Below are 17,430 nucleotides of genomic sequence, written 5' to 3' on the forward strand. Positions count from 1 at the left end.
TAGTAGACTTCTGCCTGATGAACATTCGCAGCCTCATCATTTTTGATATAAAAAGTTCATCTTATTAAAATGTAATTCACTTTATTATTCGTCAATGCTTAACTTTGATCACCTAATTTGGCAAGGTAATCAATTAAGAAGTGTAAAACAATTAGCGGAATAATTGATCCTAAAATAATATAGAGACATGAAAATAAAAAACCTATAATAGAAGTTCTTACAACTCCTACCCACACTCCTTGATAGGTATGTGCTAATCCAAATATAAAAGATGCAGCAATAATGACTCCCCATATTGATAAATTAGGAGATAAATAGGATAGTGCAAAAATCAAGAAACCTCTATAAAGAACTTCCTCCGTTATCGCCGCACTCAATGAGACAAAATTCCACACTTTTTTCTCTTTATCATTTACTGGCAATATCGGAGTAAACTCATAATTCTCCATTTCCCTCGCTTTTTTTAGGGATAGTTCACGCCTAATCTTAGAACTTAAATAATAACCAAATATATAGTACAAAACTAAACAAAGATAAAATACTCCTAAGATTAAAATGATGTAACTGAAAACAGTACCTAAAACAGAAGTATTAAGTTTCAGTGATGTGAAGCCTATTTGCCCTAAAGACAGTTCTGTCAGTAAAACCAAGCCAAGCATGAAAATGATGGGTAGCCATGATCCATATATTATTTTGTAGTAGTACTTTAATCTTACATTCTCTTTTATCCGTACATCCTTTTTGAATTTCTGAAAGTCTAAGTATCCCATAATCGGATCATAAAGCAATAAGGTAATTAAAATAAGCCAAAATCCAATTTCCATAATTTATCCTCCTTGATAGATTGTGAATTAATTTTAACAACTCACGTTACGTGAGATACAAGGGGGAAATTAATATGAGGTAAATGAATTGTACTTAGATTGGATGATTTAAAAACGAATTCATCTTCGTTTTATGAAAAGCTTGTTTCTCAAACATATTCTTGCAAGATTGAACAATATAATTATTTATCCTTGATCCTAGAACACTTTAAATTCATATTTAGACATAAAAAAACTCCTTGCTCCTTAAGAACAAAGAGGGTTAACATTTATATAAGAAGTATATTACCATTTTGCGAAGTGTTATATGGCTACAAAAATGTATGAAAAGGGATTTTTTATTCCAATAAGTCTTTCCGCTTAAAGAGTTGTACGGTTGCGATGAGTACGACGATAATAATAGCAATAGTTATAATAAAAGCTAGTAAGAAACTAGAATCTAGTTTTCCTGACAGCAAGACCTGTCCTGTGTGCTCAGTCATCGTAGCCGGACTCCATTTCATATACTTTCCTAGAATGGATGTAACTGTTGAAATGGCAAAGACCACAAATATTGTAACAAAAGCAACACTACCATTTCCTTTCATTATCGTACTAAAAAAGAGCGTCAATGTAACAACAAAAACTAACCATATGCTGTAGATCACTACACTTTGAAAAATGCGCTCAAAAGCGACTGTTTCAATGAGTAAGCTCGTATAATACCAAGAAGCTACATATCCGATAAACAATGAAACGAGTGTAATTGTAAGTAACCCAGCCCATTTAGATAATATATATGAGGAATAAGAAACTGGTTTAATCATGACCATAGCTGCTACTCCACTTTGTCTTTCTTCGGAAACAACACCCATTGCACTCAAAACAAGAATAAGTACACCAAGCATCCCATAATTAGATAGAACATTCATTAATACCTCAGCCCCAGTTGGAGTAGGCATTTCAAGGATTGTACCTTCTGGAAGACCGCCAAAAGTGTCCAAAATTTCCGGCATATAATACGAACTAACCGGCTGCATAACACCTAGCAAAATAAACACAATTGGAATCCATAAAATTTTATAATTCCGCACCATTTCCGTTATTTCTTTTTGATAAAGAACAGTCCATTGCGTCATGCCTTCACCACCTTGACAAATAAATCTTCTAATGTTGTTTGAGAAATCTCGAACTTACGAATCGGAAGTTTTCTATCCACAATATCTTTTAATAATGTCTGCTTTCCATTTACCATATCTTTTAATACGATGCTGGTTTTATTACCTTGAATGTTTACTTCAGATACAAAGCTATAACTCGCTATGCTCTTTAACCAATCAACAGCTGGTGATTCGAATTCGATTTGTAAAATAGGTTGCCGATACTCCTCCATGACACTTCCCAGGCTACCTGATATCGCAATTTCCCCAGCATGCATGATAAGAATGTCATCACTTATTTCTTCTGCATCGTGAAGGACATGAGTTGAGAAAAGAATGGTTGTTTCCTCTTTAATCTCTCTCATCATGTCCAACACTTCCCGTCTCCCAAGTGGGTCGAGTGCAGAAACAGGCTCATCTAAAATAAGTAATTTCGGACGATGAATGAGTGCCTGCGCCAATCCGAGGCGCTGTTTCATTCCACCAGAATAACCTCCTATTTTTCTTTTTTTTGCATTCGTTAGACCCACTCTTTCAAGTAATTCCTCACTCCGTTTTTCTGCTTCCTTACGATTCATTTTTGCCAATTGTCCTGCGAAAACAAGAAACTCCTTTCCGCTCATCCAATTATAGAAAGCAGGATATTGAGGTAAATACCCAATATACGGCCTTAAATCCTTTGGTTTTTCCCCTTTAAAATCAATACTACCTGAAGTCGGCGCCAACAATCCGGATAGCATTTTTAATGTCGTTGTCTTTCCTGCTCCATTTGGTCCAAGTATTGAAACGCACCTGCCTTCTTCAATATGAAAATTGATTCCTTTAACAGCATTCGTATTTCCAAAACTTTTTACTAAATCGTTTGCCTTTAATAATTCCATTAATCATTTCTCCTTCCAACAACCAAATAAAGCACTGGCCCTATTATGCCGATAATGAGAATAACAAGAACCCACAACCATTTTGGTCCGTTCGTTTTTTCTTCTTTAATACAAGAAACTAATGCGATAAACATAAGAATTAATTGTAAGACAATAATTGGCGCAAACGCTCCCCATGGGATTCCATTTAACAGTTCATTCATTTTTTCTCCTCCAAACTGTTTATTTATCCTTAATACGATTACGTTTGCCTATTCGTTCACTCACGAAAAAAAAATCTCAGGAATTTGATCCTGAGACCTTTCTTTTAAATATTTTTCTTGCAAAAATAAGATAGATAATAAGATACGTTGGAAATTGAATAAGACCTAAGAAGCCCCATAGCCAAGCATTGTGTCCTCTTTTTCGCGCATCCCAAAACATCCATGAGCTCTGGCAAATCAGAATGAACGCAATCACAAGCCATAACCAAAGCGATATGCTACCTAGTTCATTTGAGTTCATTCATTACTGACCTTCTTTCTAGTTTTGTTAAGAGCGACGGGCAGTAAGATAATCCCCACAAGCTGAAAATAAAGAAAAAGAATTGGCTGGCGATAAACGACAGCAATCACAACTGAAAGCACTAATACTGCAACAGAGATAAACGTGAGGAGGTCTTTCCATTGTTTTTTTCGTATTCTTTTTTTCTCTAATTCAACATTCTGTTGAAACCATTGTAAGTTTGGAGTAGATACTGGATTCCATTGATCCAGTTTTTCTAAACCATCTGTTAATTGCTTAACCGTTAATTCCTCTTCATCATCCAACATAGAATTACTATTTTTAGAATCATAATCCTTCAAGATCAGCCAACTCCTTTCGTACATTTTTTAGACCATTTGAAACTCGAGATTTTACTGTTCCTTCTGCTAGACCCATCATTTTCCCAATTTCCCCATATGAATATCCGTAATAATGCTTTAATACGATTGGCATACGTATTCCTTCATTAATTTGGGCAAGTATATCAAGTACATCTGCCCAATCTTCATTCATATTTGCTGCATTCCATTTCATTTTTCGGAGCGCTTGTTCCTGCTCTAGCCAGTTATTCTCCAGCTTCTTTCTCCGCTTTTGATCGATGAAAAGGTTCGTTGCGATTGTGATGAGCCATGAGGAAAACTTTGATTCACCATTATACAGTTGGATTTTTTCAATACACTTCATCATCGTCTCTTGTGTTAAATCTTCTGCGACTTGTGGATGAAGGGTAACTTTCATTAAATACTTTACGAGGAACGAATAATTCTGTTGTAGCAGCTTCGAAAGCGCCAATGTATCTCCTTTTTTCGCCTTTCGAATTAAATCCTTTTCATCCATGAGATCTACTCCATACAATAATAATCTATATGTAATACGATTAACTGGGAAGAATCGTTCATTTTCAAAATAAAGAATTACAAAAAAACGTTTAGCCAACTATTAGTAATTATTATGACCATAGATTTTGCCAAAGGAATCAATTATTGACTGCATTAGCTTAGGCATAGTTTCCCCTTTTGGATCAAACATAGTTTTTAAAGGTACACGTTGCGAGACTTTTTTGTTATATTACTTTTCATGACCGAATCTCAAGCAAAGTTTTAAAAAAGGAAACTTGTAAAAAAGGATCCCGAGCATCGTTTTTCGATGACCAGAACCCTTTTAAACTTAGGCCTCAATTTTATCTTTGAAAAGATTTACACTATCAATCTTAGGTAATTTACGTAACACAGAACTACTTAACCAGTAAACGCTAAAAGTTATCATAGAAATACTACAGATCATAATAGCAAGTGCTGGTGTAAATGTTTCACCTAGAAACCCTCCTATAAGTGAACCTAAAGGCATTCCCAAAGCTGATGCACTAGCAAACTATAAAACACTATCATATAAAACAAGTAGTCATACTTTTAAGTTGACTAAAACAGATATGAAACATATGCTTGAGAGACATCACCCAAAATATTGGGACGGTTCTGTTAAAAAAGATCAAACATTCTATAACCCTGATTTAAGTGTTAATGATGTGAAAAACATTGCGCATACAATTGCTAAAAACAAAAAATCTACCTTGTCTAAAAAAGGAACAAATTCAACATTTCAGGTTGAAGGTAAAGTAAATGGAGTTGAATATGTTATGGGAATTACTAAAGGACATATCAAACAACTATACCCTAAATAAGGAAGATGAGTAATGGGAAATTTAAAATTTGATGTTTTTATACTTAAAAAGAAAGTTACTGACTTAGAGAAATTGAAAAATAATACAGATGAGTATTGTTTGGTTTTAAATGAGAATCTTAATTCAATAAAAGACATTATTAATAGTGATAGTATTGATGACGGTATTCTAAATTTAGATGGTGGAGTTATAATTGAGTATAATTATAAGCCACTAACTGATTTCTCCTTTTGGGATGATTTGCCAACATTATTGTCTTATATGCTCAATTTAGTTGAAGAGTTCAAGGAAAATGGTCAAGCATCCTTTTATTTTCCTAGTCAGCCTATGAAGGTCGAACTGAAGAAGGAAGGGACCAAAGCTAAGTTTAGTGTTCATGAAAAGTCTATAGTCGTTAATAGTGATGTTTTAATTGATGATATTCTTAGAAATACCCGAAAGTTCTTTGAACTATTAACTAACGAATTGCAGCTATGTAAATATCAATTTGAGTTAGATCAAATTGAATCTATAAGAAAATAAAACTTAATTAAAAAGAGTCTATTAAGACTCTTTCAGCTTGTAGACAAAGTCTAAGAATTAGACCAAGTCTACAAGCTTTTTTTGTATAATAGAATGGAATCGATTTTTTGTGGGGGATATAAAATGTTATCAAAACACGTTGAAGATGGAAGAAATCAAATTGAAATGGTTGCGTTGGATCAACTTGTTCCAGATGATCATCTGGTCAGGAAGGTTGAACAATCGATTGACTTTGAATTCATTTATGATCTGGTAAAAGATAAGTATTGCTTAGACAATGGTCGACCGAGTGTTGATCCCGTTGTTCTAATTAAAATGGTCTTCATACAATACCTTTTCGGCATACGCTCAATGCGTCAAACCATAAAGGAAATCGAAACCAACGTGGCTTATCGATGGTTTATTGGCTATGGGTTCACCGAGAAGATTCCTCATTTTTCAACCTTCGGTAAAAACTACGCACGACGCTTTCACGATACAGATCTATTTGAACAAATTTTCTATCGCATTCTAAAAGAAGCGATGACCAAGGGATTGGTCGATCCATCCATTGCTTTTATTGATTCTACTCATGTAAAAGCGAACGCTAATAAGAAGAAATTTGAAAAAAAAATAGCCCGAGTCGAAACGAGATCATATCAGAATCAGTTAGATGAAGAGATTAATATCGATCGTGAGAAACACGGAAAAAAGCCCTTCCCCCCGCAGAATAAAGAAGAGTCAAAAGAAATAAAAGTTAGCACGACAGATCCTGAAAGTGGTTATTACGTAAAAGATGAACGCGAAAAACTATTTGCGTATTCGTTTCATACGGCGAGCGACTCCCGTGGGTTTATCTTAGGGTCACTGGTCACCGGAGGGAATGTTCACGATAGTCGGATGTTGGACAAACTCGTCACTCAAGTCACAGATAAAGTCGGTAAGCCCCATTCTATCGCTGTTGATGCAGGATATAAAACACCACACATCGCTAAATTCTTAATGGACCAAGACATCAGACCTGTTATGCCTTATACACGTCCAAAAACGAAAGACGGATATCTTAGAAAATACGAATACGTTTACGATGAATATTTTGACGCCTATCTATGTCCCGAAGGACAAATTCTATCTTACCGTACGACGACAAGAGACGGGTACAAACAATACGCTTCAAATCCTTTGGAATGTAAAGACTGTCCTCTGTTAGAACGTTGTACGCAAAGTAAGAATCATACCAAAATGATTCATAGACATGTATGGCAGGAGTACATAGAGGAAGTAGATCATTTGAGACATACCGAACGTAATAAAACTCTATATGCGAAACGTAAAGAAACGATCGAACGAGTCTTTGCGGACGCAAAAGAAAAGCATGGCATGCGTTGGACGACCTTAAGAGGTATTAAAAAAGTTTCAATGCAGGCGATGCTTACGTTCGCTGCCATGAATCTTAAGAAATTGGCAAACTGGACATGGCGAGGGTCATGTCCAACCTAAAAAAGAAGAAAAATCTTTGACAACAATAGAAAACCCCACCTTCGCTTAATGCAAAGTTGGGGTTTGTCTACGGTCTGAAAGAGTCTATTAAGACTCTTTTTTTCATATAAAATGTTAAGGTCTTTTCGATTATATCATACGCTTTTTCATTTCAATTTAAAAAAATATAATAATATGCTGTGGGTGCGCATTAATTAATCCCTGGACAATAATTATTACCCACACCCCGCGATAACACTCTAACATGGATATGTACACTATGTGACCGATGAAGTGAAGGAGAAAACAGCCGAGATGTTCCAAAAGTACATGAAATTTTAGCTTGGGGTATTCGTATTCGTATTCAACTCCAAATTTGGACATAAAAAAGCCCTCCCTGCTCATAAGAGCGTAGAGGGCAAAACCTTGGTATATAAGGTTTATTAACGTTTTGAGAACTGAGGTGCACGACGAGCGCCTTTAAGACCGTATTTTTTACGTTCTTTCAACAGTAAACACAATTACCATTATATGGAATTTAATAAACCGCATTAAATCAACATTTCCCCTCTTTTTTGTATCGAGGGATTGTAACCGATTTTTCGTAAAGGGTATTCAAGGGGTATTCAAAAAGAACTTTAAAAAACATATACGCTGGCAGGCTATGTAAAGGAAGATGATTTAATTATATTATTTATGGTTCATCAATGCTTCAGCAGAAACCTTCCAAATTACACAATACTTATAGACGAATAATTTGATTAAAATGTGATGATATTCCTTTTTACGACGTTTCCATTACCGTGGCTCCTTAAACTCTTAGTCTATAACTATCCATTACTTTTTAACAAATACTCCCACACCTTCCTCAGCTTCAACTCACTCCTTGTGAATAATCGGAATATAGTACTTCTTACTATAGAGTATTATGGTGTAGGATTTTCCACTTAAGTTTTTTTGAAATTTAGGTTATCATAAAGAAGAGGTGCCTAAAAATGTTTACAAGTGAATTATGTTTACAAGAAAAATTTATTGAACTTAAAAGAGATGAATTAAAAGAAAATGAAAAATTTTTATCTGAATTTAACGCTAGGTTCGGCAATGTAGATATAGTTCAAGTGATTGTCGATGATGCTCATCTAATGAATTATGAACAAGCAAATTTACTTTCCAATTATCAATTTGCAAAAGTTATTGGATATCTACACAAAAAAGGTGTTAGAACTTTTGATTATATCGCAAAACGCACTGATTATGATGGTAAGGTCCTGTCATATTTGTTATCTAAATTAGCAAAAGCCAATATCATCAAAGAAGTCACACCCAAAAGGTATATTATTTCACATGAATTTCAATTTCCAGTCTTACAGTTCATTTCATTTGAAGCTAAATTAACCAATTGGAAAAAAGCAATAATTCAAGCAACAATAAATAAGAAATTTTCTTCATACTCCTATGTTGTTTTACCATTCGAATTAGCAATAAAATTACAAAAAAACCAAATTCATTATTTCAAAAATCAAAATGTAGGGTTAATTGGGGTTTCCAAAGATAGGATAGACTATATTTATAAACCGAATAAAGATCGAGTAAAAATAAATATAAACCCTTCCTTTATCAGTAGTGTTGCTAAATATCAAATTGAGACTTCTATTTTTTCAATTGAAACAGGGTGAAGGAGCTATTAAATTATATATTAATAGCTCCTTTTTATATTAAATAAAGATAAAATTATCATTCTTAAATCGACTCAAAGAATTAAGATAATTTCGAATGTGTCTATTATTAATTCTTTGCAACGTTTCCGATTCATTATAGTGTTTTATATTTGAATCTGCTGTATTGAGAAGTTGTTCTACAAAACTAATTTTCTCCTCAATGCTACCTTTTTCTGTAATAGCATCTACAACTTGTTTTAATGATTCAAAATATTGTTCGTATATTTCATTAAAGCTTATGTCTTCTATATTTCCTACTAAAATTTTTTCGTCTAATTCACATCCAGTAAGAATCTTTCCATATAACTCCTCTTGAAGATGATCAGGGACACTTAAAATTTCTTCTTCAATGGCAAGTTCAAACAACATTTTCATTGAGGTGTATCTCTTTTTTTGCCTTCCCATACCGTCAACTGGCTCTAATCCCTTTTGTTCTTTATTAAAATTTCTCAAGGAATAAAACCAGCCTGTACCAACTGCATCCGCGCCTACTGCAAAATAAACTATACTTTCAATTCCAGAGTAACCTATTACTACTTTTAAACCCAAGTTCTTTAGGTCATAAATCAATTGCAACATACCTTTTAAACGAGTTGGATTAAAATCATGTCTGTGATTATTATTTTTTTCTCGATCTATCGTAATATAAATCCCATCAAATTTATTTGCAATATCACTAAAGTCATCTAAAAAATCCGTGATATACGATTTATTCTCAAGTGCTGTTTCATTAAATATAATTGAAACAAACTTACCTTTATCTACTTCTTTTTCTTCAAGTTGTTCATAAAAGATTTCCCATGTATCTAAAAGCTTATCAACTATCCTGTCATTAAAACTATATAGATAGAGGGATGGCGCCATTATTACATCCACTTCAAAGCCTAATTGAAAATCTATAGACTTTTCGACTAAGGTCTCTAGGTTATCTGTACTTCTCAAATAAGCTCTATCTATGTCTTTCTCCGGAAAGTACTCTAAATCATTTAACCTTTTAGGAATAGAAGATGCAAACTGTTTATAATATACTTTCAGATCTACCATATGCTTAACTGAAGAATAATTTTCATCATTACTACGTATTTCTTTAATTCTTTCTACTCTTTCTTCACGCGGATCCCAAATTACTCCATCTATTAATTGACTTAATAACAAGCGTTCTAACTTTGGCTTCCATGATGGACCATGCTGAGCAAAAATCATTTATTCATCCTCCTTACCTATTAAAGCCTCTAATTCATGTAACAAATTGTCTAAATCTGCCCATCTTCTAGAACGCTGTTCAACAGCAAGCCTAGCAATTATTTTACCAAATAAATTTAATGACCTAGAACTCGGGTCTTTACTTTTCCATATCTGAAAAATATAATGTATATCCCTTTTATTTTCTCTATCAAGATACCTTGTTTGTGGCAGAAATATTTCTGTAGCTATTAAACCCACTGCAAATAAATCAGTTCTAAAATCCCATGTATAATCAGATGTTCTTTTAGATTGTTCTGGTGCCATATAATAAGGTGTTCCTATCACTGCTCTTGTAGCTGTTAACTTCTCTTCTTCGTTTGATTTTACAAGACCTGCATCGATTATTTTAAATTGGCCTTGATGATAGATGATATTTCGAGGCGTAAGATCTCTATGTACATAACCTGCATCGTGCATAACCTTTATTTGATTAACCATTTGGAATAAAAACTGCAAAACTATATCGATACCCTGTTCTTTATGGTATAGCTCACTTTTATCTAAAGTTTGCCCCTCAAATTTGGTTTCAAAATAGTATATAAATTGATTATACTGCTTTGTGTATATCTGATAATCATCCATAATTTCTAATTGGGGTAAAATTGCACATTTTTTTGAAGCCTTTAGCTCCCTAATAACCCTTTTGGAATTAGCATCAATTTCATATGCCTTTTCCTGCTCTAATTCAGAATCCGATAATTCATTCCAAGCATATCTTTGATGCGCTTGATAAGGAGACACATCAACAAATTTAAGTATTCCATTCTTTCTTGGGTCAAAAGCCACCTCAAACACTTGCCGTTGACCACTTTTAGGTAGTTTACTAAAGGATATTGCGGTTAGCCCATGAAGAGCTAATACTTCTCTGACATCAGATTCAGTTATAATATATTCTTCCATTTTACTCTCCTTTACAATAATATAAATATCAAATTATCCGCATTGTTCATATATCCTTATTCTAACATCATTACCAATAAAAAAGATTATTTTACAATTTTTTTCCTTATGACCTAGACAATTGCCCTGCTCTCGTCATGTATTTTTTCTCTACTTGTAAGAGTTCTCTCAAACCATAACTATATGAAAATTCATAAACGGTTCTATTTCTACAGCTCACTTAGGGTTTATATTAGTAAACATTTGGTGAAATAAAAAAGCCATATAACCTCTATAAACCCTTTAATATCAATGTTTATAAGGATATGTGACTTTTGGCATTTTTCAGGAGAGACATATCACTATTAAATTATCATTATCTCGTAATGACCTGACGTAAAAAGTGTAGAAATAAAACTTATCATTAGGCTACTTTGTCATTCTATTTATCTAATTGTATAGTCAAGCTTAGTAGCTCCCCAATCTTTTCTATAATCCTTTTTGTTTCTTTCAGTGCCGGAAGTGGTACAGAAATACTTCGAATTTATCTAGGTTCAGATTAGCTGTGCTGAACCCTCCGACCCCGCACGCGAAATATCATAGTTAAACCATTGAAAATAAAGGATATAATTTCTGTAAATATCATCATCAATGTATTTTCTAAATTAGCACACGCTTGATTAATTGCTGAATTTACTAATAATTCTGAAATTTGACCTCTTGTTTTACCTTGCACATACCGTTTCATGTGGTATGGGTCTTTTTTTGGCTTAAAGTACATCATGTGAAATACCGTAACATATGACGTAACGCGTAGCGTATGAAATATCATGTGAAATCAGATACGCACGAAATACACATGGAGATCCCTGTTTATGGTATATCGCATGGTGTGTGATATGTTGTGTGAAATACGATGCGGTATATCGTAATGAAAGTCTCGTGCGCATGACGTTTCAGATGGTGTGTAAAATGCCATGCGACATATCGTGCATAGGGTCATTTTAAATAATCAATATTTTATACGGTACGACATGATATCTGGTATACCATGTCACATTGTATATGGAATGATATGCGACATGATGTGAAAAACCGAAGGAGTGTTGCGAAATCGCAAACGATCTACATAGTAAAACATGAACTTGTAATTAAGAGAGATAGTATTATGGCAGATTATCAATATATTGGATTGACAGCGTATATTCATATAAAAGGAGACTTTGGAGACAAATTAAAATACCTGACAACGGGGCTAGAAAGCCTCCAAACGCGTCGGAGTGCCTTATGAAAACTATAGCCCAGTGTTGTTTAGATTTTTGTACGACAATGAATCCGTTTGTTACACAGATGATTTAGAATTACCAATACATACGCCTTATGCCTATCAACATGTACAAGCTATTGGCAAAAAAATTAAGGAAAACCCTTTGATAAAGCTTTATGTTCCGGCTGTAGCCAAGGATAATGGTAAGATAGAAACATTTATCTATAAAGCCCTGTATCCCGTGTTACAGAACCTTTTTGGCCGTGCCTTATGGAAGGACGTCAATTTGCGTAAAAATAGCTAATCTAAGGTCTTTGGAGACGCTGGTGAGATGATTTTACGCTCTGTAATTGCTGAAGAACATGTTATTGTCAAAAAAACTTGAACCGACAGCCTTTTGAGGCTTTGTCGGTTCTTTTTTTTTTTTGCAAGCAGATCATGAATTTTTTGGAGGAAACAGAGCCAATTCGTGCCTTCTCAGCGGGTCCCGCGCCCGTCGGTGGTGTTTGTGGACTCTCTCGCTGTCGCTCGTATAACCGCTCCCTCCTTCCCACTCGAAAAGCCCTGAAAGAACCTACGCCCGACGAGCGCGGAGCCTTCCTCCGCTCGGTGGTCTTTCCTGCCTTCTTTAGCGCGCACTTTGTGCGTACAGAGAACGATTTTATGACATACAACCGCCTCGCGTCGTCCACGCTGTCGAACGTCGGATCAATCTCCCGAGGATCTTTTCCTGACGATCCGCTCCCCGTTCGGTACGCGTTTCTATCAACAAGACCTTATTTGTTTGGCAGCTCCCCCTACCCCACTTTGTGACAGCTCCCTGAGCGCTTGTGAGCTAAAATCCCGCCCCGCAGCACGGCCCCCGAATTCTGTCCCTCGGCTGTCGCTATCGGGGCAGAAACCGCGCCGGAAACCGCCCTGGAACTCGTCATACGCATGTTTGCTAGTTGGCGGGTCGAGGGTCATCGGCGAACGCTATAGTGGCGCGGTTTATCGGTAGTCGGGTTCCTCGGGAACTCGGGTCGGATATCGCCCTGGGAGGTCGCAACGCCAGTCGCCGCAATGGATTGAGTGCTCTATGAGATACGCGGCGGAATTACGGTGCGGAATCGGGGAAAGAGCATAAGGGGGACGTATGACAAGCCTCGCTACGCTCATTTGTCAGTCAGCATAGCTGACCGTCCCCCTTACTTCGTCGACCGATGCTTTCGCATCGATCTCCTTGTCCTGTGGGTGCTCAATCGTCATCTTCCTCCGAAGATTCCTAGTTACTCGAAGATCGCTCCTTCATTCCAGCAGAAATCCGTTCGGATTGCTTCTTCATTTCGGGAAGACCAATGGGCTTCGCCCGCTATGCATTCCAGCCAAGCACTAACGGCTTTGTCGAACATACATGAAAAGAAAATCTGTACGTACACCTGTCTGGAAGGACGGACAGTAATTACTTATCTTCTATGATTCATAACCATGCTTCTAGCATACTTCACCACTGCCTATGTTAATATACAAAGTAGAATGTAAGGTGAAAAACAAAAGAAGGGAGAATAAAAACATGAAAAAATTTAAGATAATAAAAGAAACGATAGAAAAAGAAGTAGTGGAAAAAACAATTTGCAATAAATGCGGAGACACTATTAATCATACTGGAACTGAATTTGATCGAAATGAACAGGAAGAAGAATTTGCCTCCTTCTCAATCACCTTCGGATACGGTAACAAAAGAGATGGTAATACATATTCGTTCGATTTATGTGATATTTGTTTTCAAAAGATGGTGGATGGGCTAAAAATTGCTCCAACAATTGATGAAGGATAAAAAGTTTGAAATAACCTCTTCTTTCCTATTTCTTTTATATGTAATTCTACATGCCCAATCGCCCCCTTCATTTTTCAATTAAGATGATGTATCTAGAATTATAAATGTATGAGTTAAAAATTCTGAAATAGCATATTAATCAATTGAGTATAGATAAAGCCTCTATGGCAGATCACCAAGTAAACATTAATACAGGCTTTTTAGAACTTTTTTCGACTACTGTAGCTTTGATATAAAGTCTTAGCAAAATACCTCGCAAATCCTTATTTTACGATAAATAAGAAGAATCCATTTGAAGAAAAGATTGATCAAAAAGGATTCTTCTTTAGCAGATTTAATTTTGGTTTTTATAAATAAGTTTGATCATTTTCTACCTATAATGCTCAACAATCGCGCCCGATTGCTGAAGATTGTATTTAGCATTAAAAAAATGCTGTTCAATCAGCCACTTTTTAAAACACTAATGCTTTTTTTGTTCAGTCCTATCCGAAAGGATTTCTTTAATAATTTCTGAAAGGACATCAACGGTTCTATATTCCTCATCCAAAGTGTTTTCAGGGCCACCAATTTCTAACAAAACAGAGTTACCAAAAAGGTCTTGATTATAAGTTTTTTGATTTGGTGGAGTGTCTTTAACAAAGACACCTCTTGATAAATGAGGATATTTTTCTTCAATATAACTGTGGAGTAATTCAGCGAACTTTAAATTCACTTCGTAATTGACACTTGATTTGGATATTATAAATGCAATTCTAGGATAATCTTTTCCACCTAAATTAATTGTGGTCTCACTTCTTTTTCGTGAATCTCTGTGTATATCAAAAACCATTTCAATCGACTTATTATTCGCTAAGGCTTTTTTCAGTGGCTCTCTAGAAACATTATATGACTCACTGAATGGTAAGTTTTTTTCTTTTAGAATTTCCATTATATTAGTGTTATCATGGATGGAATTAATACCCCTATTTTTTAATGATTGGCTTAATCTCTCACCAACTAATGTAATATTTTTTGTATAGTGAAACGCTTCATTAGGGTCATTCGTGTTAGATTCCGGGAAAAATGATTCTAAATTGTGTGATTGATAAATATAAACTAAAGGGTCTTGGTTGTTTACAGTTGTTGTGGATGCGGAATTTCTTTCTTGAATGGTGTTATGATTGTTGATAATTACATCTTTTCCTCCATAAAAGAATATCCATGAAATTGCTATAACACATAATAACAATCCACTAGAAGCAGCCCCTAACCGTTTAAAGTACCTTTTTCTATTTACCTTTCTTGCAGTTTGTCTAAGCTTAACTTCCGTATCTGAAACAAAATCTGCTTTAGGGTTAAGAGGATACGTTTCTTTAATTAAGTCAAACAAATCCTTATCACTTGGCATTCCCTATAACCTCCCCTGTATCAACATTTAATTTCTTTTTAAGTTCTTTTAAAGCTCTGTGATAATCTACTTTAACTTTGGTTTCACTGCATTGGAGAATTTCAGAGGTTTCTTTTATTGATAATTCGTTGATACCTCTTAGAATTACTACAGCTCTAAAATTTGGTTTTAACTTTGTGATAGCTGTATGAACAGATCTTTTCATTTCATTTTGTTCAACTAGCTCATTCGGCTGCTTTGCAGTTGAAACCATCTGATTAAAGAACCCATCCTTAAATATAGAAACAAATCTTTTTTTTCGATAATGATCAATAGCTGTATGCTTTGCTATAGAAAAAATCCAAGTCTTTAAATTTCCACCATTAAAATTAGCTAAATTGTTCAACACACGAATGAACACTTCTTGAGTCAGGTCCTCTGCATCGTTTTGATTTCCAGAAAAACAAATAAGGAACCTATACACATCTAAATAATAGTGCCTATAGATTTTACTAATGCTTTCCTCTAAACGCTCTAAATCGTTCAAATGCTTCCCCCCTCAAATATGGATTTACTTATTAATCGAATGAGCTTTATGAAAAGTTACAAGAATTTATTTTTTTATAAGTTAAAAAAAGACCGTCTTTCGACGGACTCTATATAGCAGTAGCGTCAGGAAAAAGCGATATACAGATATACAACTATAAGGAAATTCCATATTAAAAAGCCCAATTCCTCTTTAAAATAGAGAAATTAGGCTCTTTTTTCATTGCTGCAGAAACGCACCCGATTGCGGAAGATCATTGCAAATTCATATTGAAGAAAGTTTCTTATATCTATGAATGATTTATTTGGAATGATTGTACTTCAACTAATTTTCATCAAATAAAGACTGATTAAAAAAAGACAAAATAATATACAATAAAGTATTGATAGTTATACTTCCACCCTCCATCCCATGATCAGCTCCCTTAACAGAAAGAAAAGCTGCATTAGAAAGGTGTTTATAAATTAATTGGGCTTGAGAGACAGGAACAACTTTATCATCTTCACCATGAACTATTAAAAAAGGTATCGTTTTACTATCGTCATTAATATAAGTAATAGGGTTCGTCATATGTGCAAGTTCAGCCTTCTCTTGAACGGTTATACCTCCAACTAGTTTAGCCTCGTGCGAATTTGGAAGGTCATGCCATCCGCCCATTTTGAGTATATCAATAGGCGCTGAAACAGTAACTGCACACTTTACATTAGTTGGATAATTCGGATATCCTGATTTACCTTCTAACTCATCACTTCCAATAGATGTAGCCAGGAGAGCAGCAAGATGTCCTCCAGCAGAATGTCCCCAAACCCCTATTTTTTCAGGATTAATATTGTAGCTTAAATGATTTGCTCTTAACCAGCGTACCGCCGCCTTACAGTCATGAATTTGTGCAGGAAAAATAGCTTCTCCACTAAGTCTATAATTTATGTTAACAACAAAAAAACCGTTTTTAGCGAAAAACGAATTCCACTTTCTACCTCCTACTCCTGATTTATCTCCACTGGACCAGCCACCACCATGAATATAAATTATTACTGGCATTGGTTTTTCTGGAAGTATACTAGGACGAATAATGTCCAACAGCAATGGTTTTCCATTTACGGAACCATATTCAATCTCTTCAATCAGTACAGTATCCATTAAAAGACAGCACTCTCCTTATTTTCTTCATTTCTACCTTCTTCAGCAATAAGATTTTTTCCTTTTTATTTACAATTTATTGTTTGATAATAAAACCATCAGCCATTAGTAATAAAGACTGTGACATTATAACTAAAAATATGTGTATGTCACTCTTTTTAGATTAATATAAAAAGATTTTCCATTATGCACCATATTATTTCCAATAATTCAATATTGTGTTACTTCACAACCTGGCCCGATTGTTGAATATCGTTATGTTGTTTTTACCATAAAGTTCCTATTTAGACAATTCGTATTCAAAGAGGTAAATCTTCGCATCTTATATATATATCGCGACTTTGTTTTAAACATCGCATCTTTTTTACAAACATTGCGATTTTATTTTAAATCAACACTAACGCCTAGATTAGTTGAAGTAT

The 17,430-nt window shown here is 34.8% G+C and carries 16 protein-coding genes and 1 pseudogene; 5 read left to right on the forward strand and 12 right to left on the reverse strand.

What is annotated here, in order from left to right; genetic code table 11:
* Window positions 1-98 precede the first annotated feature (98 nt).
* The 6 genes from MKX29_RS07985 to sigY form a co-directional block, all read right to left on the reverse strand.
* On the reverse strand, window positions 99-824 hold the full coding sequence (locus MKX29_RS07985; protein ID WP_341104981.1) for a CPBP family intramembrane glutamic endopeptidase: 726 nt from the start codon (window positions 822-824) through the stop codon (window positions 99-101).
* Between the two features lie 338 nt (window positions 825-1,162).
* Entirely contained in the window at window positions 1,163-1,942 is a 780-nt protein-coding gene (locus MKX29_RS07990; protein ID WP_289432577.1) for an ABC transporter permease, read from the reverse strand.
* A complete protein-coding gene (locus MKX29_RS07995; RefSeq protein WP_251163208.1) occupies window positions 1,939-2,844 on the reverse strand; it encodes an ABC transporter ATP-binding protein in 906 nt (301 codons plus the stop codon). The genes MKX29_RS07990 and MKX29_RS07995 overlap by 4 nt, the downstream gene beginning before the upstream one ends.
* Window positions 2,844-3,047, reverse strand: a complete 204-nt coding sequence (locus tag MKX29_RS08000) for a PLDc N-terminal domain-containing protein (RefSeq protein ID WP_224938731.1) — start codon at window positions 3,045-3,047, stop codon at window positions 2,844-2,846. The genes MKX29_RS07995 and MKX29_RS08000 overlap by 1 nt, the downstream gene beginning before the upstream one ends.
* Window positions 3,048-3,344: 297 nt before the next feature.
* On the reverse strand, window positions 3,345-3,689 hold the full coding sequence (locus MKX29_RS08005) for a YxlC family protein (RefSeq protein ID WP_224938729.1): 345 nt from the start codon (window positions 3,687-3,689) through the stop codon (window positions 3,345-3,347).
* Window positions 3,676-4,206, reverse strand: coding sequence for an RNA polymerase sigma factor SigY (gene sigY / locus MKX29_RS08010; protein ID WP_341104986.1), 531 nt, complete (start codon window positions 4,204-4,206; stop codon window positions 3,676-3,678). The genes MKX29_RS08005 and sigY overlap by 14 nt, the downstream gene beginning before the upstream one ends.
* 577 nt (window positions 4,207-4,783) lie before the next feature.
* On the opposite strand from sigY, the gene MKX29_RS08015 reads away from it, so the two are divergent.
* From MKX29_RS08015 to MKX29_RS08025, 3 genes are all read left to right on the forward strand, one after another.
* On the forward strand, window positions 4,784-5,050 hold the full coding sequence (locus tag MKX29_RS08015; RefSeq protein WP_341104988.1) for a hypothetical protein: 267 nt from the start codon (window positions 4,784-4,786) through the stop codon (window positions 5,048-5,050).
* 12 nt (window positions 5,051-5,062) lie between these two features.
* Entirely contained in the window at window positions 5,063-5,572 is a 510-nt protein-coding gene (locus tag MKX29_RS08020) for a hypothetical protein (protein ID WP_341104990.1), read from the forward strand.
* Between the two features lie 123 nt (window positions 5,573-5,695).
* A complete protein-coding gene (locus MKX29_RS08025; protein WP_191817413.1) occupies window positions 5,696-7,051 on the forward strand; it encodes an IS1182 family transposase in 1,356 nt (451 codons plus the stop codon).
* 422 nt (window positions 7,052-7,473) lie between these two features.
* On the opposite strand, the pseudogene rpsI reads toward MKX29_RS08025, so the two are convergent.
* Window positions 7,474-7,539 (reverse strand): annotated as a pseudogene (gene rpsI / locus MKX29_RS08030) (30S ribosomal protein S9); the annotation flags it as partial.
* 486 nt (window positions 7,540-8,025) lie between these two features.
* Between rpsI and MKX29_RS08035 the strand changes: the two are divergent.
* On the forward strand, window positions 8,026-8,706 hold the full coding sequence (locus tag MKX29_RS08035; protein ID WP_224938725.1) for a hypothetical protein: 681 nt from the start codon (window positions 8,026-8,028) through the stop codon (window positions 8,704-8,706).
* 39 nt (window positions 8,707-8,745) lie between these two features.
* Here MKX29_RS08035 and MKX29_RS08040 read toward each other — a convergent pair whose 3' ends face one another.
* Together MKX29_RS08040 and MKX29_RS08045 are read right to left on the reverse strand one after the other, a co-directional pair.
* Entirely contained in the window at window positions 8,746-9,951 is a 1,206-nt protein-coding gene (locus MKX29_RS08040) for a hypothetical protein (protein WP_341104993.1), read from the reverse strand.
* Window positions 9,952-10,893 carry a protein kinase domain-containing protein gene (locus tag MKX29_RS08045; protein ID WP_341104995.1) on the reverse strand — a complete coding sequence of 314 codons (942 nt, stop codon included), beginning with the start codon at window positions 10,891-10,893 and terminating at the stop codon, window positions 9,952-9,954.
* A 2,798-nt stretch (window positions 10,894-13,691) separates the two neighbouring features.
* Here MKX29_RS08045 and MKX29_RS08050 point away from each other — a divergent pair.
* Window positions 13,692-13,955: a hypothetical protein gene (locus tag MKX29_RS08050; RefSeq protein WP_095371107.1), complete on the forward strand. Its 264-nt coding sequence runs from the start codon at window positions 13,692-13,694 to the stop codon at window positions 13,953-13,955.
* 460 nt (window positions 13,956-14,415) lie between these two features.
* On the opposite strand, the gene spoIIP is transcribed toward MKX29_RS08050, so the two are convergent.
* The 3 genes from spoIIP to MKX29_RS08065 all read right to left on the reverse strand — a co-directional run bounded on the left by spoIIP (window position 14,416) and on the right by MKX29_RS08065 (window position 17,008).
* Window positions 14,416-15,342: a stage II sporulation protein P gene (gene spoIIP, locus MKX29_RS08055; protein ID WP_341104997.1), complete on the reverse strand. Its 927-nt coding sequence runs from the start codon at window positions 15,340-15,342 to the stop codon at window positions 14,416-14,418.
* A complete protein-coding gene (locus MKX29_RS08060; RefSeq protein WP_307316905.1) occupies window positions 15,332-15,868 on the reverse strand; it encodes an RNA polymerase sigma factor in 537 nt (178 codons plus the stop codon). Before MKX29_RS08060 ends, spoIIP begins: the two co-directional genes overlap by 11 nt.
* A gap of 324 nt (window positions 15,869-16,192) precedes the next feature.
* Window positions 16,193-17,008: an alpha/beta hydrolase gene (locus tag MKX29_RS08065; RefSeq protein WP_341104999.1), complete on the reverse strand. Its 816-nt coding sequence runs from the start codon at window positions 17,006-17,008 to the stop codon at window positions 16,193-16,195.
* Window positions 17,009-17,430: the final 422 nt, after the last annotated feature.

The sequence above is a fragment of the Cytobacillus sp. FSL R7-0696 genome (assembly GCF_038006865.1).
GTDB classification, from domain to species: Bacteria; Bacillota; Bacilli; order Bacillales; family Cytobacillaceae; genus Cytobacillus; species Cytobacillus kochii.